Here is a 17,891-nt window from a genome sequence, read left to right on the forward strand (position 1 = left end):
CCGCCAGGAGCGCCCCCAGTGAGTAACAACGCCATCCGCCCCGCCCGGGAACTGCTGCTCAAGGAATACCGCGGCGTGCTCTCGACCCACTCCAAGTCCATGCCCGGTTTCCCCTTCGGTTCGGTAGTGCCCTATTGCCTGGACGCCGAGGGCAACCCGCTGATCCTCATCAGCCGTATCGCCCAGCACACCCACAACCTGCAGAAAGACCCCAAGTGCTCGCTGCTGGTCGGTGAGCGTGAAGCTGAGGATGTACAGGCCGTTGGCCGCCTGACGGTGATGGCCGAGGCCCGCAAACTGGTCGACGAATCCGCCGTCGAGGCTGCTGCCGAGCGCTACTACCGCTATTTCCCCGATGCCGCCAACTACCACAAGGCGCACGACTTCGATTTCTGGGTGCTGCAGCCGGTGCGCCACCGCTACATCGGCGGCTTCGGCGCGATCCACTGGCTCGACCAGGTAACCCTCGCCAACCCGTTTGCGGGCAAGGCCGAGGCCAGCATGATCGAGCACATGAACAGCGACCACGCCAATGCCATCGCCCACTACGTCGAATTGAGCGACCTGCCACGCAGCGCAGCGGCGCAACTGGTCGGCATCGACAGCGAAGGCATGCACCTGCGCATTGGCCAGGGCGTTTACTGGCTGCCATTCCCGAGCACCTGCAATACGCCGACACAAGTTCGCGAAGCCCTGGTTTTGCTGGCGCGCGCCGACCAATGGCCGGCTGCGACTGAAGTCGAAGCTTGAAAAAGCGAGCGCACGCATCCATCTGTTGGTCTTAAAGGAAGATTGTCTTCCGTCGAGGAATCCTTGATGCGTGCTTTTCTACTGCTGTTTCTACTTTTCCCTGTGCTGGAGTTGTTCGTTTTCGTCAAGGTCAGCGCAGCCATTGGTTTCTTCCCGGCGCTGCTGTTGATCATCGCCGGTTCTGCACTGGGTGTGGTGGTGATGCGCGTGGCCGGCCTGGCCACCGCCCTGCGTGCCCGTGAGAGCCTGCAGCGTGGCGAACTGCCTGCTGAGGACATGTTCCAGGGCATGATGCTGGCGGTAGGCGGTGGCCTGCTGCTGTTGCCGGGTTTCATCAGCGACGTGCTGGGCCTGCTATGCCTGCTGCCATTCACCCGCCACCTGGCCGCGCGCAAGCTGCGCCAGCGTGCCGAGGCCCAGGCCATGCGCCAGCGCGCGTTCCAGGATGACCCGTTCCAGGCACAGCCGCGCGACAGCGGCCACCGGCCAAATGTGATCGAAGGCGAATACGAACGCCGCGACAAGTGAATACCCTTGGGGCCGTTGTTTGCGGCCCCATCTTTTTCAGGTCACTGAAAAATTTTGCACAGCAAGCCTTGTAATTGATTATGTCGGCCTCATGTATGTGGTCACCGCAAGGTTTCTGGTGGCAACGCCAGACAATACACAGGTGGTTCGCCCATTGCGGGCCACCCCCGGCAACGCCGGACCGCATCAACCCGCCGGTGTCGACACCGGCCGATGAAAACCACAATTTGGGAGAGATCGACAATGAAGCTTCGTCCTCTGCATGACCGCGTAGTTATCCGTCGCAGCGAAGAAGAATCGAAAACCGCTGGCGGTATCGTCCTGCCGGGTTCGGCCGCTGAAAAACCAAACCGTGGCGAAGTTGTCGCCGTCGGCACCGGTCGCATCCTGGACAACGGCGAAGTTCGTGCGCTGGCCGTGAAAGTAGGTGACAAAGTGGTTTTCGGCCCTTACTCGGGCAGCAACACCGTGAAAGTCGATGGCGAAGACCTGCTGGTCATGGCCGAGAACGAAATCCTCGCCGTAGTCGAAGGCTGATTTCCCCGACTTCCCGTTACTCCAAAGAATTCCAAGGATTAAACGATCATGGCTGCTAAAGACGTAAAATTCGGCGATTCCGCCCGTAAGAAAATGCTGGTTGGTGTCAACGTTCTGGCTGACGCGGTAAAAGCGACCCTGGGCCCGAAAGGCCGTAACGTGGTCCTGGCCAAGAGCTTCGGCGCGCCGACCATCACCAAGGACGGCGTTTCCGTCGCCAAAGAAATCGAGCTGAAAGACGCCTTCGAAAACATGGGCGCTCAGCTGGTCAAGGAAGTCGCTTCCAAGGCCAACGACGCTGCCGGTGACGGCACCACCACCGCTACCGTTCTGGCTCAAGCCATCGTCAACGAAGGCCTGAAAGCCGTCGCTGCCGGCATGAACCCGATGGACCTGAAGCGCGGCATCGACAAGGCCACCGCTGCCGTTGTCGCCGAGCTGAAAAACCTGTCCAAGCCATGCGCCGACTCCAAGGCCATCGCTCAGGTAGGTACCATCTCCGCCAACTCCGACAACTCCATCGGTGAAATCATCGCCGAAGCCATGGAAAAAGTCGGTAAAGAAGGCGTAATCACCGTTGAAGAAGGCTCGGGCCTGGAAAACGAACTGTCCGTCGTAGAAGGCATGCAGTTCGACCGTGGCTACCTGTCGCCATACTTCGTCAACAAGCCGGACACCATGGTTGCCGAGCTGGAAGGCCCGCTGCTGCTGCTGGTCGACAAGAAGATCTCCAACATCCGTGAGCTGCTGCCAGTTCTGGAAGCCGTTGCCAAGGCCGGTCGTCCACTGCTGATCGTTGCCGAAGACGTCGAAGGCGAAGCGCTGGCTACCCTGGTCGTCAACAACATGCGCGGCATCGTCAAGGTTGCTGCGGTCAAGGCACCAGGTTTCGGCGACCGCCGCAAAGCCATGCTGCAGGACATTGCCGTCCTGACCGGCGGCCAGGTCATCTCCGAAGAAATCGGCCTGTCCCTGGAAACCGCTACCCTGGAGCACCTGGGTAACGCCAAGCGCGTGATCCTGTCCAAGGAAAACACCACCATCATCGACGGTGCTGGCGTTGACGCCGACATCGAAGCACGCGTCAAGCAGATCCGTGCCCAGATCGAAGAAACCTCTTCGGATTACGACCGTGAGAAACTGCAAGAGCGTCTGGCCAAGCTGGCTGGCGGTGTTGCCGTGATCAAGGTCGGTGCTGGCACCGAAGTTGAAATGAAAGAGAAGAAAGCCCGCGTTGAAGACGCCCTGCACGCTACCCGTGCAGCCGTCGAAGAAGGCGTGGTGCCTGGCGGTGGTGTGGCCCTGGTTCGCGCCCTGGCTGCCGTCGTCGACCTCAAAGGCGACAACGAAGACCAGAACGTCGGTATCGCCCTGCTGCGTCGCGCTGTTGAAGCGCCGCTGCGTCAGATCACTGCCAACGCCGGCGACGAGCCAAGCGTTGTGGCCGACAAGGTCAAGCAGGGTTCGGGCAACTACGGCTACAACGCTGCTACCGGCGAATACGGCGACATGATCGAGATGGGTATCCTCGACCCAGCCAAGGTCACCCGTTCGGCGCTGCAAGCTGCCGCTTCGATCGGCGGTCTGATGATCACCACCGAAGCCATGGTTGCTGACGCTCCAAGCGAAGCTCCAGCTGGCGGCGGCATGCCAGACATGGGCGGCATGGGTGGCATGGGCGGCATGATGTAAGCCAGCCTTACCCAGCAGTAAGAAAAAGCCCCGCCTAGTGCGGGGCTTTTTCGTTGGTCAGGCGACACTGCGCTCAGTGGTAGCCACTTCTTCTGTCCCCCGCCGATACAGAATCAGGTAATAAGACCCCAGCCCGATCAGCCAGCAGAACACCGCTGTCCACACGTTGTGCGACAGGAAGTGCGCGCCCTGCATCATCCTGCCGAGCGACAGCACCGAGCCCGCTACAAACGCTACGGCCAATGCCAGCCGAGCCAGGCGCGGCTTTCGATCACGCAGCATGAAGAACAGGCCGAACAGGCAGAAACCGGTCGCTGCATGGCCGCCTGGCCAGCACAACCCAGGTTTGTCGGTGGCCGGACGTGGCTCCAGCAACTTACTGTAGGTTTCTTTACCGCCGAATTGGCTCAAGCTCCAGGGGCACTGCACCTGAGTGACCTTCTTCAAGGGCGTGACAAAGGCTGTTGAAAGGCCCAGCGCCAACACCAGGCAACCCAATTCGCGACGCCAGCCAAACAGGCGCTCCCAGAAGAAACTCAGGGCGAATGTCAGCAAGGCCAGCAGCCCCAGCAAGATCACCCCCTGCTTGACCCGATCATGCAGGATGTTCTCCAGCAAATAGCTATGGCGGCCGATGAACTCACCAGCGGCCCGGTCGTAAAACAGGTTGGCAACGTCCATGTCGACCGCGGTCAACTCCAGCAGGATCAAGGCCACCGCAGCAGCCACAGGGATACCCAGGTACAGCCAGAAATTGATGGGGCGAGGGCGAATGCGTTGTTGCATGACGGCTCCAGGGGATGGAAAAGACCGGGCATTGTCCTGCCCCCGCTATGCTGTGTCCGTGAAGGATGGGTGAAAAAACCGTCAACTTCGCTGAATTTATCCAAGGGCTGGCACAGACTCGGGGATGGCCTTAAGCTGCGCCTGCCGCGCACCACAGCGAAGCGCCGCACAGGAGAACCCGATGCGTATTCTTTTGGTTGAAGACAACCGCGATATCCTTGCCAACCTTGCCGACTATCTGGGCATGAAAGGCTACACCGTCGATTGCGCCCAGGACGGCTTGTCCGGTTTGCACCTGGCCGCCACCGAGCATTACGACCTGATCGTGCTCGACATCATGCTGCCCGGGATCGATGGCTACACCCTGTGCAAGCGCCTGCGCGAGGACGCGCGCCGCGATACCCCGGTGATCATGCTCACTGCCCGTGACCAGCTGGATGACCGCCTGCAGGGCTTCCGCTCCGGCGCCGATGACTACCTGTTGAAACCCTTCGCCCTGTCGGAGTTGGCCGCACGCATCGAAGCGGTGTTGCGCCGCGCTCAGGGTGGTGGGCGCCGTACCTTGCAGGTCGCCGACCTCAGCTACGACCTCGATACCCTTGAAGTCACCCGTCAGGGCCGCCTGCTCAAGCTCAACCCGGTCGGCCTCAAGCTGCTCGCCGTGCTGATGCAGAAGAGCCCGCATGTACTGCGCCGCGAGGTGCTGGAAGAGGCCCTGTGGGGCGATGACTGCCCCGACAGCGACAGCCTGCGCAGCCATGTGCATCAGCTGCGCCAAGTGATCGACAAACCGTTCGAAAAACCGCTGCTGCATACCGTCCATGGCGTCGGCTATCGCCTCGCCGAGGGCCGTGATGGAGTTTAAGCAAAGCCTGGCGCAGCGCATCATCATTGCCTTTGCGCTGATGAGTGCGCTGGTTGCAGGGGCCTTCGCCTTCGGTATCGTCGCCACAGTGCACCTGGTCGAAGAGCGGTTGATTTCCTCGGTGCTCGGTGGCGACCTGCAACGCTTGCTGCGCATGGACAGTGTCAGTGACTGGAGCCATCGCCCGCGTCCCGATCAGCTGTTCTACTTCAGTGGTGGGCGCGACGATTTCGAGCTGCCCAAGGACCTGCGCCACCTCGATAAAGGCTTCCACGAGGTATTCCGCGACCAACTGTCCTACCACGCGATGGTCGAGATCGTCGACGGTCGCCACTATGTGCTGCTGCAGGATCAGAGCGACTTCGAAGAGCGTGAACGGGTGCTGTTCGCGGTCGTGGTAGTCGGCTTCGTGCTCAGCCTGGTGTTGGCGGTGTTTCTCGGCTGGCTGCTGGCACGGCGGGTGATGGCGCCGGTGATCCGCCTGGCGCGACAAGTGCGTCACCGAGACCAGTTGCTGGGTTTGGCTCCGCCCTTGGCGCCGGATTACGCAGCCGATGAAGTGGGCCAGTTGGCGGTTGCCTTCGACGACACGCTCGGGCGCTTGCGCGATGCACTGACCCGCGAACGCCTGTTCACCAGTGACGTCAGCCATGAATTGCGTACGCCGTTGATGGTGCTTGCCACCTCCTGCGAGCTGTTGATGGAAAACCCCAACCTCGATACCCGCTCGCGTAACCAGGTCGAACGGATTGCCCGCGCCACCGAAGAAATGCGCGAGCTGGTCAAGACCTTCCTGATGCTCGCCCGTGCCCAGCGCGATCAGGGCGCCGTGGCGTCGCAGGCGACCCTGCGCGAGGTGGCTGACGACCTGATCGGTGTGTGGCGCGACACCATCGAGCAGAAGGGCCTGACGCTGTATTTCGATGGCCGCGTCAGCGCCGGTCCGTTGTTGTACAACGCCACCTTCCTGCAATCGGTGATGGGTAACTTGTTGCGCAATGCTGCGCACTACACCGACAGCGGCTACATTCGCCTGAGCCTGGAAGCCAATGGTTTCAGCGTTGAAGACAGCGGTGTCGGCATTCCGGAAGAGCAGCGCGAAGCGATGTTCAAGCCCTTTGTGCGCGGCGACGAGCGGCGTGGCGAGGGTTTGGGCCTGGGCTTGTCACTGGTGCAACGCATCTGCGATGACCAAGGTTGGCGCGTGACATTGACTGCGACCGCGCCGCATGGGTGCCGCTTCCAGGTGGACTTGAGCCAAGGCGCCGAGAGGATCGATCCTTCCCTGCTTCGTGAGTAATGCGCTGAAACATCTTGCTTTGGTGATAACACTTTTTTCACATTGGCATGACCTGTTTCCTACGCTCCCTTACGTAAGGTGGGCGCTATGGAGCCAGGAGATGCCTAATGCGTAGCCCGATCAAACTCGAATTTTCCGAGAAGTACGACCAGCAACATGCGCGCGAGTACTTCCTCAAGCACCAGGATGGCCTGGCGCGTCGCTTGTCCCACAAACGTGACGAGCAATTGGCTCGTCGTGCCCTGGCGCTCGCCGGAGAGCCGGGATTGGTGCTGGACTTGCCCTGCGGTGCAGGGCGGTTCTGGCCGCTGCTGGCGGAAAAGCATAACCGGGTGATCATTGGCGCCGACAATTCCGAGGCGATGATCGAGACAGCCTGTGCGGCACAGCCGCCAGAAGTGGTGGCACGGGTACGGCCTTTGCAGACATCTGCGTTCGCTATCGATTTGCCGGATAACGCGGTGGACAGCATTTTCTGCATGCGGCTGTTCCACCACATTGGCGAGGCCGCCCATCGAAAGACGATTCTTTCGGAATTTCATAGAGTTAGCCGTGACAGCGTAATCCTGTCATTGTGGGTGGACGGTAACTTCAAGGCCTGGCGCCGGCAAAAGCTTGAACAGCGCCGTAGCGCAAAAGCCGAGCAGGGTAGTTACCAGAATCGCTTCGTGTTACCAGCGGAGACGGTTGAAGAAGAATTCCAGGCTGCAGGCTTCAGAATTCAGGAGCGCCTCGATTTCCTGCCGTTCTATGCCATGTGGCGGGTTTATGTATTGCGTAAGGGGTAGTGTTTGATGGCTGTAGCCCAGAGCGGGGAGTCACGCTTCGATTATTACTGGCGTCAGCAGGGCGAATGGGTGGAAGAACCCAACCAGCGGCGCGGCGGTGAAAGTGGGGTGCAACGCCTGAACGACGCTAATGGCAAGTTGCTGTATGCCAAGCGTCAGGTAGGCCATATCTATCGCAGCCTGTTGCATCCGTTCGGCAGGCCGACGGTATTGCGTGAACTCGACGCACTGAACAGCTTCGAGCAACTGGGTGTGCGGGTACCGCGCATTGTCTTTTGCGGTGCCGAGCGCGATGCCGAGCACCAATGGCGGGCACTGCTGGTCAGCGAAGCCTTGGATGGTTTCATCGAACTCGACACCTGGCATGCCGAAGGTGCCCGTGAGCGCTATCCGCAGGTGGTTCATGAGCGGATGCTCAAGGACCTGGCCGACAACTTGGCGCGCATGCACCTGGGGCACTGGCAGCATGGCTGCCTGTATGGCAAGCACGTTTTCATCAAGGTAATCGGCGAGGGTGAACAGGCCCAGGTCGAAGTGGCCCTGCTCGATCTGGAGAAGTGCCGCCGGCGTATCAGCTGCCAACGAGCAGCCGGCAACGACCTGCGCCAGCTGCGCCGCCATTCGTCGCTCAACGACGCAGAGTGGCAATCCCTGCTCTATTTTTACCAGATGGCGTTTGGCAGCGTTGTCAAAGGGTTAGGGCAATGAAACTAGAAATCGCTCGAGCTTTGTTTCTGGTAGCTGGCTTGGCGGTGACCACGGTGGCGATAGCCGCCTGGGAAGAACCGCGGGCAGTGGTGTTCAGCAAGGCTGAGCAGGCAGAGCAGTGCGCGTTGCCGAGGGATGTGAAGCAACAGCAGGCTCAGGCGCAGCCTGATCAGGACCTGTTGCTGTTTCTGTTCGGGTTGCGGCAGGGGTTGCGGCCGTTCGGCTGACCCTGTTCGAGCAAATGAGGCACCGCGATTGCGGGGCTTTTTGATGTATGCGTTGCCTGGGCCGGCCTCATCGCGGCTGAAGCCGCTCCTACAGATACCCCACTGCTTCAGGTTTAATGCGGTCCCAGTGGGAGCGGCTTTAGCCGCGAAGGGGCCGGATCAGACAACGACAGGCTCCTTGGCCGCAGTCTTGTGCGCCAACAAGGTGTAGATGCAAGGCAACACGAACAAGGTAAACAAGGTCCCAATCGACATCCCCGTCGCGATCACCGTGCCGATATCGAAGCGGCTCACCGCCCCGGCCCCGGTCGCCAAAATCAGCGGCACCATGCCGAACACCATCGCCGCCGTGGTCATCAGCACCGGCCGTAGACGAATCGCCGCCGCCTCTTCGATGGCCTCCCGCACGCTCAGGCCCTTTTCCTCACGCAACTGGTTGGCGAACTCGACGATCAGAATGCCGTGCTTGCTGATCAAGCCGATCAGCGTCACCAGCCCGACCTGGGTGTAGATGTTCATGCTGGAAATCCCCAGGAACAGCGGCAGCAGCGCCCCGCAGATCGAAAGCGGCACTGTCACCAGAATCACCAGCGGGTCGCGGAAGCTTTCGAACTGTGCCGCCAGCACCAGGAAGATGATCGCCAGCGCCAGGCCGAAGGTCACCCACAGCGCGCTGCCTTCCTGGATGTACTGCCGTGCGGCACCGGCGTAGTCGAAGGAAAACCCCTCCGGCGCTTCCTCGGCGGCAATGTCCCGGACCGTCTGCAAGGCCTCGCCGATACTGACCAGCGGCACGCCCTGGATGATTGCCGAGTTCAGCTGCTGGAACTGGTTGAGCTGGCGTGGCCGGGCGCGGTCGCTGAGGGTGATCAGGGTCGACAAGGGCAATAATTGGCCCTGGTCGTTCTTCACGTAGTAATTGTTCAGCCAGCCGGCATTGTCCCGGTAGGGCCGTTCGACCTGGGCGATCACCTTGTAGCTGCGGCCCTCCAGGGTGAAGCGATTGATCTCTGCCTCGCCCAGCAGGGTGGCCAGCGTGCCGCCCAGAACATCCATGGAAACGCCCATCTGCGCCGCCTTGGCCCGGTCGATATCGACCACCACTTCGGGCTTGTCGAAGGCCAGGTCGATGTCGAGGAAGGCGAACTTGCCCGAGGCCTGGGCGCGCTCCTTGACCCGTTGGGCCACCTCCAGCAACGCCGGGTAATCGCCTGCGGTGTTGATCACGAATTGGAACGGCAGGCCTTCGCCGGTCCCAGGCAACGACGGCAGGTTGAAGCCGAAAATCTGCAGCCCGCCGATTTCTTCGAGCTTGCTTTGTACCAACGGCAGCAGCTCCATTTGCGTGCGCTCGCGCTCGTTCCAGGGCTTGAGCAGAAAGCCGCCGATGCCGCTCTGCACACCGTTGAAACCGTTGATCTGGAACGATGAGTAGTATTCGGGGAAGGCCTTGAACAGCGGTGTGAACTGGTCGGTGTAGGCGTTCAGGTAGTCGAGGTTGGCCGGCTGCGGCGAACTGCTCATCATGAAGATCACCCCTTGGTCCTCGTTCGGCGCCAGTTCGTTCTGGGTGAACTTGAGCAGCACCGGGATCAGGCACAGTATGATCACGGCGAACACCAGCACTACCGGCCGGCTGTCCAGGGTGGTGTGCAGCAGGCGCTGGTAGCGGCCCTTGAGGCGTTCGAACAGCACGTCCAGGCGATGGGCCAGGCCGTGGGCGTTCTGCTCCTGGCGCAGCAGCAGGGCGCACATCATCGGCGACAGGGTCAGCGCGACGATGCCGGAGATGATCACCGCACCGGCCAGGGTCAGGGCGAACTCCTTGAACAGGGCTCCGGTAAGCCCGGTGAGAAAGCCGATCGGCGCGTACACCGCCGCCAGGGTGATGGTCATCGACACCACCGGCATGGCGATTTCCCGTGCACCTTCCAGCGCTGCGTCGAACGGGGTTTTGCCTTCCTCCATGTGCCGGTGGATGTTCTCCACCACGACAATGGCGTCGTCCACCACCAGGCCGATGGCCAGCACCATCGCCAGCAGGGTCAGCAGGTTCAGGGAGTAGCCCATCATCTGCATGAAGAACAGCACGCCGATCATCGACAGCGGGATGGTCACCACCGGGATCAGCACCGAGCGCAGGGCGCCGAGGAACAGGAACACCACCACGATGACGATCAGCACCGCTTCGCCGAGGGTCTTGATCACCTCGTCGATGGACGCCTGGATGAACAGCGTGGCGTCATAGGCAATGGACACCTTGAGCGCGGAAGGCAGCTGGCTTTCCAGCTCCGGCATGATCCGCCGGACTTCCTTGATCACATCCAGCGGGTTGGCCGCCGGGGTGGCCTTGATGCCGATGTACACGGACGGCGTGCCATCGAACGAGCTGACCGTGTCGTAGTTCTCCGCGCCCATCTCCACCCGCGCCACATCGCCCAGCAACACGCGGCTGTTGCCGGCGGTCTTGACCGGCAGCGCGGCAAACGCTTCGGCCGATTTCAGCTCGGTGTTGGCGTTGATGCTGGTGACCACATACTCGCCCTTGACCTCACCGGCGGCGGCGAGGAAGTTGTAGCGGCGCACGGCATTGGTCACATCGGTGGCGGCGAGGCCGAAACCGGCGAGCTTTACCGGGTCGATCCAGATGCGCATTGCGAACACCTGGTTGCCGAGGATTTCGGCCTCGGCCATGCCCGGCAAGGTCGCGAGTTTGGGCTGGATGACCCGGGACAGGTAGTCGGTGATCTGCGGGTTGCTCATTTCCTTGCTGTAAAAGCTGACGTACATCAGTGCGGATGCGTCGGCGGCTTCTTTGCTCAGCACCGGGTCTTCGGAGTCCTGCGGCAGCTGGTTGCGCACTTCGTTGGCCTTGGCCAGCAACTCGGTGAACAGGCGGTCGCTGTCGGCGCCGATACGCGCGTAGATGGAGATGATCGAGAAGTTCTGCCGGCTCACCGAGGTCATGTAGTCAATGCCTTCGGCGCTGGCCAGGCTCTGCTGCAGCGGCTGGGTGATATAGCCCTGAATGGTCTCGGCGTTGGCCCCGGGGTAGGCGGTGGTCACCGTGATCAGGGCGTTTTCCATTTGAGGGTACTGGCGGATCTGCAGCTTGCTCCAGGCCTGGAACCCCAGCAGCAGGATCAGCAGGCTGACCACGCTGGCCAGGACTGGGCGGCGGATGAACGGGTCGGTGAACGCCATGCCTGCCTCCTGGTCAGTCCGCGCGCGGGGCGCCTGCTTCGGGTTTGAGGGCAGTGTCCTGGCCGATGCGAATGGCCGCACCTGGGGTCAGCTTGAGCTGGCCGGCGGTGACCACCTGCTCGCCGGCCGTGAGCCCCTTGCTGACCACCACCACGCCATCGCGGCGTTCGCCGGTCTGCACGCTGCGCTGTTCGGCGCTGAGCTGCGGCTGACCCTTGTCGTCGCGTTCGGGGTTGCCGTCCTTGTCCTTTTTCGCTGTGGCGACATACACCGAGTTGCCATACAGCGTGTAGGTGATGGCACTTTCCGGCACCACCACCTGCGGGCGCGGATCGGGCAGCAGTACCAACAGGTTGGCGAACATGCCCGGCAGCAGCTTGCCGTCCGGGTTGGCCAGGGTCGCCCGCACCAGCAGGTTGCGTGTGCTCTCCTCGATCTTGGGGTTGATCGCGCTGAGGCTGGCAGGAAAGGTTTGGCCGGGGTAGGCCGCCACTTGCACCAGCACCTGCTGACCGAGGCTCAACTGCGGCAGCGCTTGTTCCGGCACATTGAAGTCGACGTAGAGGCTGGACAGGTCCTGCAGCGTGGCGATCACCGTGCCGGCGGCCAGATAGTCGCCGACATCCACCTGGCGGATGCCGATGGTGCCGCTGAACGGGGCGCTGATGCTTTTCTTGGTCTTCGATGCCTTGAGCTGCTCGACCACCGCCTGGTTGCGGCGGTATTGGGCGGTGAGACGGTCGTACTCGCCCCGGGAAATGGCAGAATCGCCGACCAGCTGGCTGCCCCGGCCAAAGTCGACCTTGGCCAGCCCCAGGTCGGCCTGGGCGGTGCCGAGCAGGGCGGTTTCCTGGTCGTCGTTGAGCTGCAGCAGCAGTTGCCCGACCTTGACCTTCTGGCCGGAGTCGAAGTGCAGCGATTTGACCGTGCCTTCGACTTCCAGGCTCAGCTCGACGCCCTGCGACGCCTTGAGGCTGCCCACGGCAGGCAGGCGCTGCTGCCACTGGCGTTCTTCGGCCAGTGCGGCGGCCACGGTGATGGGCGGCTTGGGGGCGGTGAACATCTGGATCTGCTGGTAGATCGAGAAGGCTTTGTAGCCCCCCAGGGCCAACACGATCAGCAGAACCACGGCCAACATGATGAGCATGCGGCGGCGCAGCATAAGTCCGGTTCCTTGGAAGCGTGATTGTTATTCGTTTTGACACGACAACGGGCGATCCTGCCCACGTGTGGATGGGGGAAGTATTGACTGTTTTTGGCGGGAAGGGGAATTGCTTTGTTTGTGCTGGCCTCTTCGCGGATGAATCCGCTCCTACAGGATCTACGCAAGCCTTGTAGGAGCGGATTCATCCGCGAAAGGGCCCTCAAGCCAGATGCAGGTGGTTGTCCCAGAACCCTGAAGGCAGGTCCATCGGCTGCCCGATCAACTCAGCCTTGCGGCAATCGTAATAGCGACAACGCCCCTGTCCGGAGGTGACCACAAACCCATCCTTCACCGCCCCGACCCCCGCACAATCCGGCATCGGCGCATCGAGCTTCACCGCACCACTGTCCAGGTCCCAGACAAACAGGCGATTGGCCCGTGGCGCGGTCAGTGCCACCAGGCGCAGGTCGCTATGGATGGCGACGCTGGCAGTGTACTGGGCCATCGATTGCAGCTGGCGCTCGGGCACCGGGAAGGCCTTGAACGGCTCGCCCGGGCGCTTGATCGCCAGCAACTCGGCGGTTTCATCGGCATCGCCCATGAACTGCTGGCAGGCGGCGATGGTGCCATCGCTGCCGACGGCCAGGTGGCGCACGCTGTTCATCTGCTGGGCCAGGGTCTCCTTGCTCAGCAGGGTGCCGTCGCGCTGCATCAGCACCAGGCTCGGCTCCATCGCGTTGAGGTTCATCTCGACCCGGCTCTCGGCTTCGGTGCGGATACCGCCGTTGGCCACGATCAGAGTCTCGCCATCCGGCAGCCAGGCCACTTCATGGGGGCCGATGCCGTGGGTCGAAATTTCTCCAGTGTGCACCAGGCGCTCGCCTTCGAAGCGGTACACACCCAGCACGCCACGCCCGGGGTCGGTGGTGTCGTTCTCGGTGGCGTACAGCCATTCGCCGCCTTTGTGAATCACCGCATGGCCATAGAAGTGCCGGTTGGGTTGCGAGGTGATGGTCTGCAGCAGGCGCCCGTCGCGCAGGTCGACCAGGTAGCTTTCGGTACCGGGGCGGCGCGCGACGAACAGGGCGATCGGCAATTCAGGGTGATTGATGATGGCATGGCAACGCTGGCCCACCTGGGTGCTGAACACCTGGGTACCGTCCAGGCGGAACCCGACCGCATAGTGCTTGCCTTCGCCATCGTCACGCGCCGACAGCAGCAAGGGTTCGCTGCCTTTGTTGCGAAACAGGCTCCAGCCGCCCAGGGTCAGGGCGCTGAGCACTACGCTAGCGAGTTTGAGGGCCTGGCGTCGCAGCATGATCAGTCACCGTCGTTGGCATTGAAGCCCAGCTGGATATTCAACGCCTTGGCCAGCTCGCCTTCGTGCAGGCGGTGGACGACGTTGAGGCTGTCGTAGATCTGGTTCAGGCTCTGCTGGCCGGCGTCATCGGCCAACAGCTCGCCCAGGGTCTTCTGGTTGTCGGCCAGCAGTTTGAGCGAGGTAGCGTAGGCGTCGTCGATCTTTTCTGCCAGGGCTTTCTGATCGCTGGGCAGCAGGCCGCGCAGGCCCTGATTGTCGACCCCGACCCAGACGGCCTGGGCCGCTTTGAGGGTGGCTTCGATGCTCTTGATCGACGAATGGCTGCGCCAGGCTTCGGCCTGCAGCGGCTGCGGGATGCCCTTGCTCTGGCGGCCCATCGGCGCACCGAGTTTCTTCTTCAGGGTATCCAGGGCGGTGACCTGGGAGCGCAACAGGTCGGCGATGGCTTCGTGGGAATCGGCGTAGCGCTGGTTGGGGAACTTGGTCATCTGCGACAGCATGCCGTCGGTGCTGTTCCAACCCTTGAGGATCTCTTCGGCCAGGGCCTTCTGGTGCTCACCGATGGCGACCAGCAGCGGGCAATAGCGGGCCTTCTGCTCAGCCGTGGCGATGTCCGGCTTGCTGTCGAACAGGATGTATTCGTAAGCCGACAGGCCGCGCACCACGACGCTGGATTTGCCCAGGCTTTCGGCATCTACCGGCTTGTCGCCGTTGACCAGTTGCTCGACCTGGCGGCCGACCAGGTTCTTCTTGTCGGGCCAGAACTGTACCTGCCAGGCGCGGTTGCCTTCGGCCAGCGGGCCGACCAACAGGGGCTGCAACTCGGCCCAGGCTTTTTGCGCGTGGAGGAAGTCGGCGCGCGCGGTGTCCAGGCTTTCCTTGCCCTCACAGTAGGCCAGGGCGCTGACGGCCAACTGGCGATCGGCTTCGACCCAGCGGCTGTAGGTCGGCAGGATCACCTGCTTGGCGATGGCAGCGGAGGTCACGGCCTGTGGGTCCTGCGGCGAGCAGGCACCGAGGGCGAGTGCGGCGAGGCTGGTGAACAACAGTTTGGGTCGGAACATGCCCGGCTCCTTGCGCGTTTAAAGTGAGTTCAGGAACGCCAGCAACGCAGTGCGCTGCTCGGCATCGAAGGTCAATACATGGTCGCGCGCCGCCTGCGCTTCGCCGCCGTGCCAGAGCACGGCTTCGAGCAGGTTGCGGGCGCGGCCGTCGTGCAGGTACTGGGTGTGGCCACTGACCGCTTCGCTCAGGCCGATGCCCCACAGCGGTGCGGTGCGCCAGTCCTGGCCGTTGGCGGCGAATTCGGTGCGCTCGTCGGCCAGGCCCGGACCCATGTCGTGCAGCAGCAGGTCGCTGTAGGGGCGAATCACCTGGCCGGCCAGTTCGGGTTCGCTGGCGTCGGCGGCGGTGGTGAATTGAGGTGTGTGGCAGCCCTGGCAACCGGCCTGGAAGAACAGATTCTTGCCGGCCAGCACTTGTGGGGCGCCGACATCGCGCCGTGCCGGCACGCCGAGGTTGCGGGTGTAGAAGGTCACTAGGCGCAGGATGTTGTCGCTGACTTCCTTTTCGCCGTCGGCGCCGTCGCCATTGGCGGCGGCCAGGCAATCACGCTGCGCCGGGGTGCAATCGTCCTTGGGCTGCAGGGTGCTGGTCAGGCCCATGTCGCCGTTGAAGGCGTGCACGTTCTGCTGGTTGACGTTGGGCTGCCCGGCTTTCCAGCCGAAACGGCCGATCACGGTGGTGCCCTGGGCGTCGTCCCAGACCCGGTTGGCGCGCCCGCGAATGCCATCGCGGTTGCGATCGTCCGGGTCTTCGTTGGCCAGGATATCGGCTTCGGGAATGGCTTCGAGCAGGCCCAGGCCGATCATCGGCGGCGCCACGCGCGCGGAAAAGCGCGTGTCGGGATGCATCGGGCCGTAGCCGAGCTGGGTGATATGCAGGGTGGGGCGGCGCAGCTCGACCTGATGGCCGTCCTTGAAGGAAACGGTCTGGTTTTCGTAGCTCACCCGCACCTTGCCCTCGGGAGCCACGCCTGGAATGGCCATGTCCTGCAACTGGGTGCCGTAGACCGGCTCCGGGACGACGCCCAGGCGCTCGATTTCCTTGGCCAGATAAGGCTGGTCGGGGATCGACAGGCGCACCAGCATCGACACGGCATTGCTGTCACCGGGCTCCGGCGGATGACCGCGGCCATCGCGCACGTGGCAGTTCTGGCAGGCGTTGGTGTTGAACAACGGGCCCAGGCCATCGCGCGCGGTGGTGGTGGACGGGGCGATCACCCACGGGTTGCGGAAGAAACTGTTGCCGACGGCAAAGTCCAGGCGCCGCTCGGGCGAGAGGTTGGCCGACGGCAGGGAAAAGGCATTGCGATCACTGCGCTGGACAGTCGCCTGGCCACCGGACAGCGCTTCGCCGGGCTCGGCCTGGGTGAAACGCGGGGCGTCGTCACAGGCGGCGAGGGCGAGGGCCAGCAGCGGAAGGGATAGTCGGGACAGCGACAAGGACATGCAAAATCCTGGGCGTGGGCGAAAAACCGGCGTGCAAGCTTAGCAGGGTGGGGGAGTTTGAATAAGAGCAATTTGCAATTGCTGGATGAAATTGGTGTCAGCAACCGAAGAAAAAAGGCGACCCGAAGGTCGCCTTTTTCATAACACCATCACCGCCGAATCAGAACTCGTGATCGGCAGTGTCCGGGTTCAGGTTGGCAATGCCCAGCTTGCCAGCGGCCTGTTCGATCGCACCGGTCTGCTTGACCAGCGATGCAATGGCATCACGCACGATCTGGTTGCCGGCAGCGTTGTCGGCGGCGATCAGCTGATCGTAGTGCTCGCCCTTGAGCGCGTGGTCGACCATGACCTGGATTTTCGCCTCGGTGGCTTCCAGGTCGGCCTTCAGGGTTGCGTCGGCGGCCGGGTCGGCCTTGGCCACCAGCGACGACAGGCTCGGGCCGGTCAGCTTGGTGCCGTCGGTGCGGGTGTACTCGCCCAGGTAGACGTTGCGGATGCCCTTGGCGTCGTAGAAGTGCGAGTAGTGGGTGTTGTCGCTGAAGCAGTCCTGCTCGTCTTCCGGCGAGTTGGCTTCCAGCGAAACCTTCATGCGCTCGCCGGCCAGCTCGCCCAGCGACAGGCTGCCCATGCCGAACAGCATCTTGCGCAGGCCGTCGGTGACAGGCTCGGCTTCCAGGGTGGCGCGGTAGTTGTCGGCGACGTTCGGCGCCCAGTTGCCGACCATCTCTTCGAGGTCCTTGACCAGCAGCTCGGTAACCGACTTCAGGTAGGCACGGCGACGGTCGTTGTGGCCGCCGGTGGCGCCTTTGCCTTCGAGGTAGTCGGAGGCTGGACGGTTGCCCGCGCCTGGGCCGGTGCCGTTGAGGTCCTGGCCCCAGAGCAGGAATTCGATGGCGTGGTAGCCGGTGGCGACGTTGGCTTCGGAACCGCCCAGCTCGTTCAGGCTGGCCAGCTTCTCGGCAGTGATGTCCTTGACGTCGACTTTCTCTTCGCCGACCTGGATCTCGGTGTTGGCGATGATGTTGGCGCTGGCCGCCGGGTTGCCCAGGGCGTGCTCGTAGCTCTTGTCGACGTAGTCGATCAGGCCTTCGTCCAGGGGCCAGGCGTTCACTTGGCCTTCCCAGTCGTCGATGATGGTGTTGCCGAAGCGGAAGGCTTCGCTCTGCAGGTACGGAACGCGAGCGGCGGCCCAAGCAGCCTTGGCGGCTTTCAGGGTGTCGTCGTTGGGCGTTGCGAGGAATGCGTCGATGGCGGTCTGCAGGGTCTTGGCGGTGCTCAGCGAGTCGCTGTACACGGCGTAGACCATCTCGGCGTAATGCTTGACCACGGCCTTGCCGGCCGCTTCGTCGACAGCCCCGGGCGCCGCAGCGGTGGTGCTGGCGGCAGCAGGTGCCTGAGCTTGCGGAGCGGCGGCCTTGTCGTCCTTGCCTTCACCGCAGCCGGCGAGAGCGATGGCGATGGCCAGGAGGCTGGCGGAGGCCAGAGGCATTCGAATCATTATTGGTTTCCCTGCGTCGTGTGGTTGGACAGT

General features: G+C 62.6%; 16 protein-coding genes. 9 read left to right on the plus strand and 7 right to left on the minus strand.

Going from position 1 to position 17,891, the window contains the following annotated elements:
• Positions 1 to 18 precede the first annotated feature (18 nt).
• The 4 genes from ACIQUF_RS20670 (at position 19) to groL (ending at position 3,507) form a co-directional block, all read left to right on the plus strand.
• Positions 19 to 750 (plus strand): HugZ family protein, encoded by a 732-nt coding sequence (locus tag ACIQUF_RS20670; RefSeq protein WP_403134876.1) that lies wholly within the window; start codon positions 19 to 21, stop codon positions 748 to 750.
• A 66-nt stretch (positions 751 to 816) separates the two neighbouring features.
• Positions 817 to 1,278, plus strand: a complete 462-nt coding sequence (locus ACIQUF_RS20675) for an FxsA family protein (RefSeq protein ID WP_403134877.1) — start codon at positions 817 to 819, stop codon at positions 1,276 to 1,278.
• Positions 1,279 to 1,521: 243 nt separating this feature from the next.
• A complete protein-coding gene (locus tag ACIQUF_RS20680) occupies positions 1,522 to 1,815 on the plus strand; it encodes a co-chaperone GroES (protein WP_016488938.1) in 294 nt (97 codons plus the stop codon).
• A 48-nt stretch (positions 1,816 to 1,863) separates the two neighbouring features.
• Positions 1,864 to 3,507, plus strand: coding sequence for a chaperonin GroEL (gene groL / locus ACIQUF_RS20685; RefSeq protein ID WP_403134880.1), 1,644 nt, complete (start codon positions 1,864 to 1,866; stop codon positions 3,505 to 3,507).
• Between the two features lie 57 nt (positions 3,508 to 3,564).
• On the opposite strand, the gene ACIQUF_RS20690 is transcribed toward groL, so the two are convergent.
• Complete coding sequence (locus ACIQUF_RS20690; protein WP_403134883.1) at positions 3,565 to 4,293, minus strand: phosphatase PAP2 family protein; 729 nt, start codon at positions 4,291 to 4,293, stop codon at positions 3,565 to 3,567.
• A 181-nt stretch (positions 4,294 to 4,474) separates the two neighbouring features.
• On the opposite strand from ACIQUF_RS20690, the gene colR reads away from it, so the two are divergent.
• From colR to ACIQUF_RS20715, 5 genes are all read left to right on the plus strand, one after another.
• Positions 4,475 to 5,158, plus strand: coding sequence for a two-component system response regulator ColR (gene colR / locus ACIQUF_RS20695; RefSeq protein ID WP_003255215.1), 684 nt, complete (start codon positions 4,475 to 4,477; stop codon positions 5,156 to 5,158).
• Entirely contained in the window at positions 5,148 to 6,458 is a 1,311-nt protein-coding gene (locus ACIQUF_RS20700) for a sensor histidine kinase (protein WP_403134885.1), read from the plus strand. Before colR ends, ACIQUF_RS20700 begins: the two co-directional genes overlap by 11 nt.
• Before the next feature lie 107 nt (positions 6,459 to 6,565).
• Positions 6,566 to 7,246 carry a class I SAM-dependent methyltransferase gene (locus tag ACIQUF_RS20705; RefSeq protein WP_403134887.1) on the plus strand — a complete coding sequence of 227 codons (681 nt, stop codon included), beginning with the start codon at positions 6,566 to 6,568 and terminating at the stop codon, positions 7,244 to 7,246.
• Positions 7,247 to 7,252: 6 nt separating this feature from the next.
• Positions 7,253 to 7,954 (plus strand): lipopolysaccharide kinase InaA family protein, encoded by a 702-nt coding sequence (locus ACIQUF_RS20710; protein ID WP_403134888.1) that lies wholly within the window; start codon positions 7,253 to 7,255, stop codon positions 7,952 to 7,954.
• Positions 7,951 to 8,181 (plus strand): hypothetical protein, encoded by a 231-nt coding sequence (locus tag ACIQUF_RS20715; protein WP_403134890.1) that lies wholly within the window; start codon positions 7,951 to 7,953, stop codon positions 8,179 to 8,181. Before ACIQUF_RS20710 ends, ACIQUF_RS20715 begins: the two co-directional genes overlap by 4 nt.
• Positions 8,182 to 8,340: 159 nt before the next feature.
• Here the strand turns inward: ACIQUF_RS20715 and ACIQUF_RS20720 are convergent, their stop codons facing one another.
• The 6 genes from ACIQUF_RS20720 to ACIQUF_RS20745 all read right to left on the minus strand — a co-directional run bounded on the left by ACIQUF_RS20720 (position 8,341) and on the right by ACIQUF_RS20745 (position 17,858).
• Complete coding sequence (locus ACIQUF_RS20720) at positions 8,341 to 11,385, minus strand: multidrug efflux RND transporter permease subunit (RefSeq protein WP_403134892.1); 3,045 nt, start codon at positions 11,383 to 11,385, stop codon at positions 8,341 to 8,343.
• 13 nt (positions 11,386 to 11,398) lie between these two features.
• On the minus strand, positions 11,399 to 12,547 hold the full coding sequence (locus ACIQUF_RS20725; protein WP_403134894.1) for an efflux RND transporter periplasmic adaptor subunit: 1,149 nt from the start codon (positions 12,545 to 12,547) through the stop codon (positions 11,399 to 11,401).
• A 202-nt stretch (positions 12,548 to 12,749) separates the two neighbouring features.
• Complete coding sequence (locus tag ACIQUF_RS20730; RefSeq protein ID WP_403134897.1) at positions 12,750 to 13,847, minus strand: DUF1513 domain-containing protein; 1,098 nt, start codon at positions 13,845 to 13,847, stop codon at positions 12,750 to 12,752.
• A 2-nt stretch (positions 13,848 to 13,849) separates the two neighbouring features.
• Positions 13,850 to 14,914 carry an imelysin family protein gene (locus tag ACIQUF_RS20735; RefSeq protein WP_403134900.1) on the minus strand — a complete coding sequence of 355 codons (1,065 nt, stop codon included), beginning with the start codon at positions 14,912 to 14,914 and terminating at the stop codon, positions 13,850 to 13,852.
• An 18-nt stretch (positions 14,915 to 14,932) separates the two neighbouring features.
• Positions 14,933 to 16,360, minus strand: coding sequence for a di-heme oxidoredictase family protein (locus tag ACIQUF_RS20740; RefSeq protein ID WP_403134903.1), 1,428 nt, complete (start codon positions 16,358 to 16,360; stop codon positions 14,933 to 14,935).
• Positions 16,361 to 16,520: 160 nt separating this feature from the next.
• Complete coding sequence (locus ACIQUF_RS20745; protein ID WP_403134905.1) at positions 16,521 to 17,858, minus strand: imelysin family protein; 1,338 nt, start codon at positions 17,856 to 17,858, stop codon at positions 16,521 to 16,523.
• Positions 17,859 to 17,891 lie beyond the last annotated feature (33 nt).

Source organism: Pseudomonas sp. NPDC090233, assembly GCF_044772285.1.
Classification (GTDB): Bacteria; Pseudomonadota; Gammaproteobacteria; order Pseudomonadales; family Pseudomonadaceae; genus Aquipseudomonas.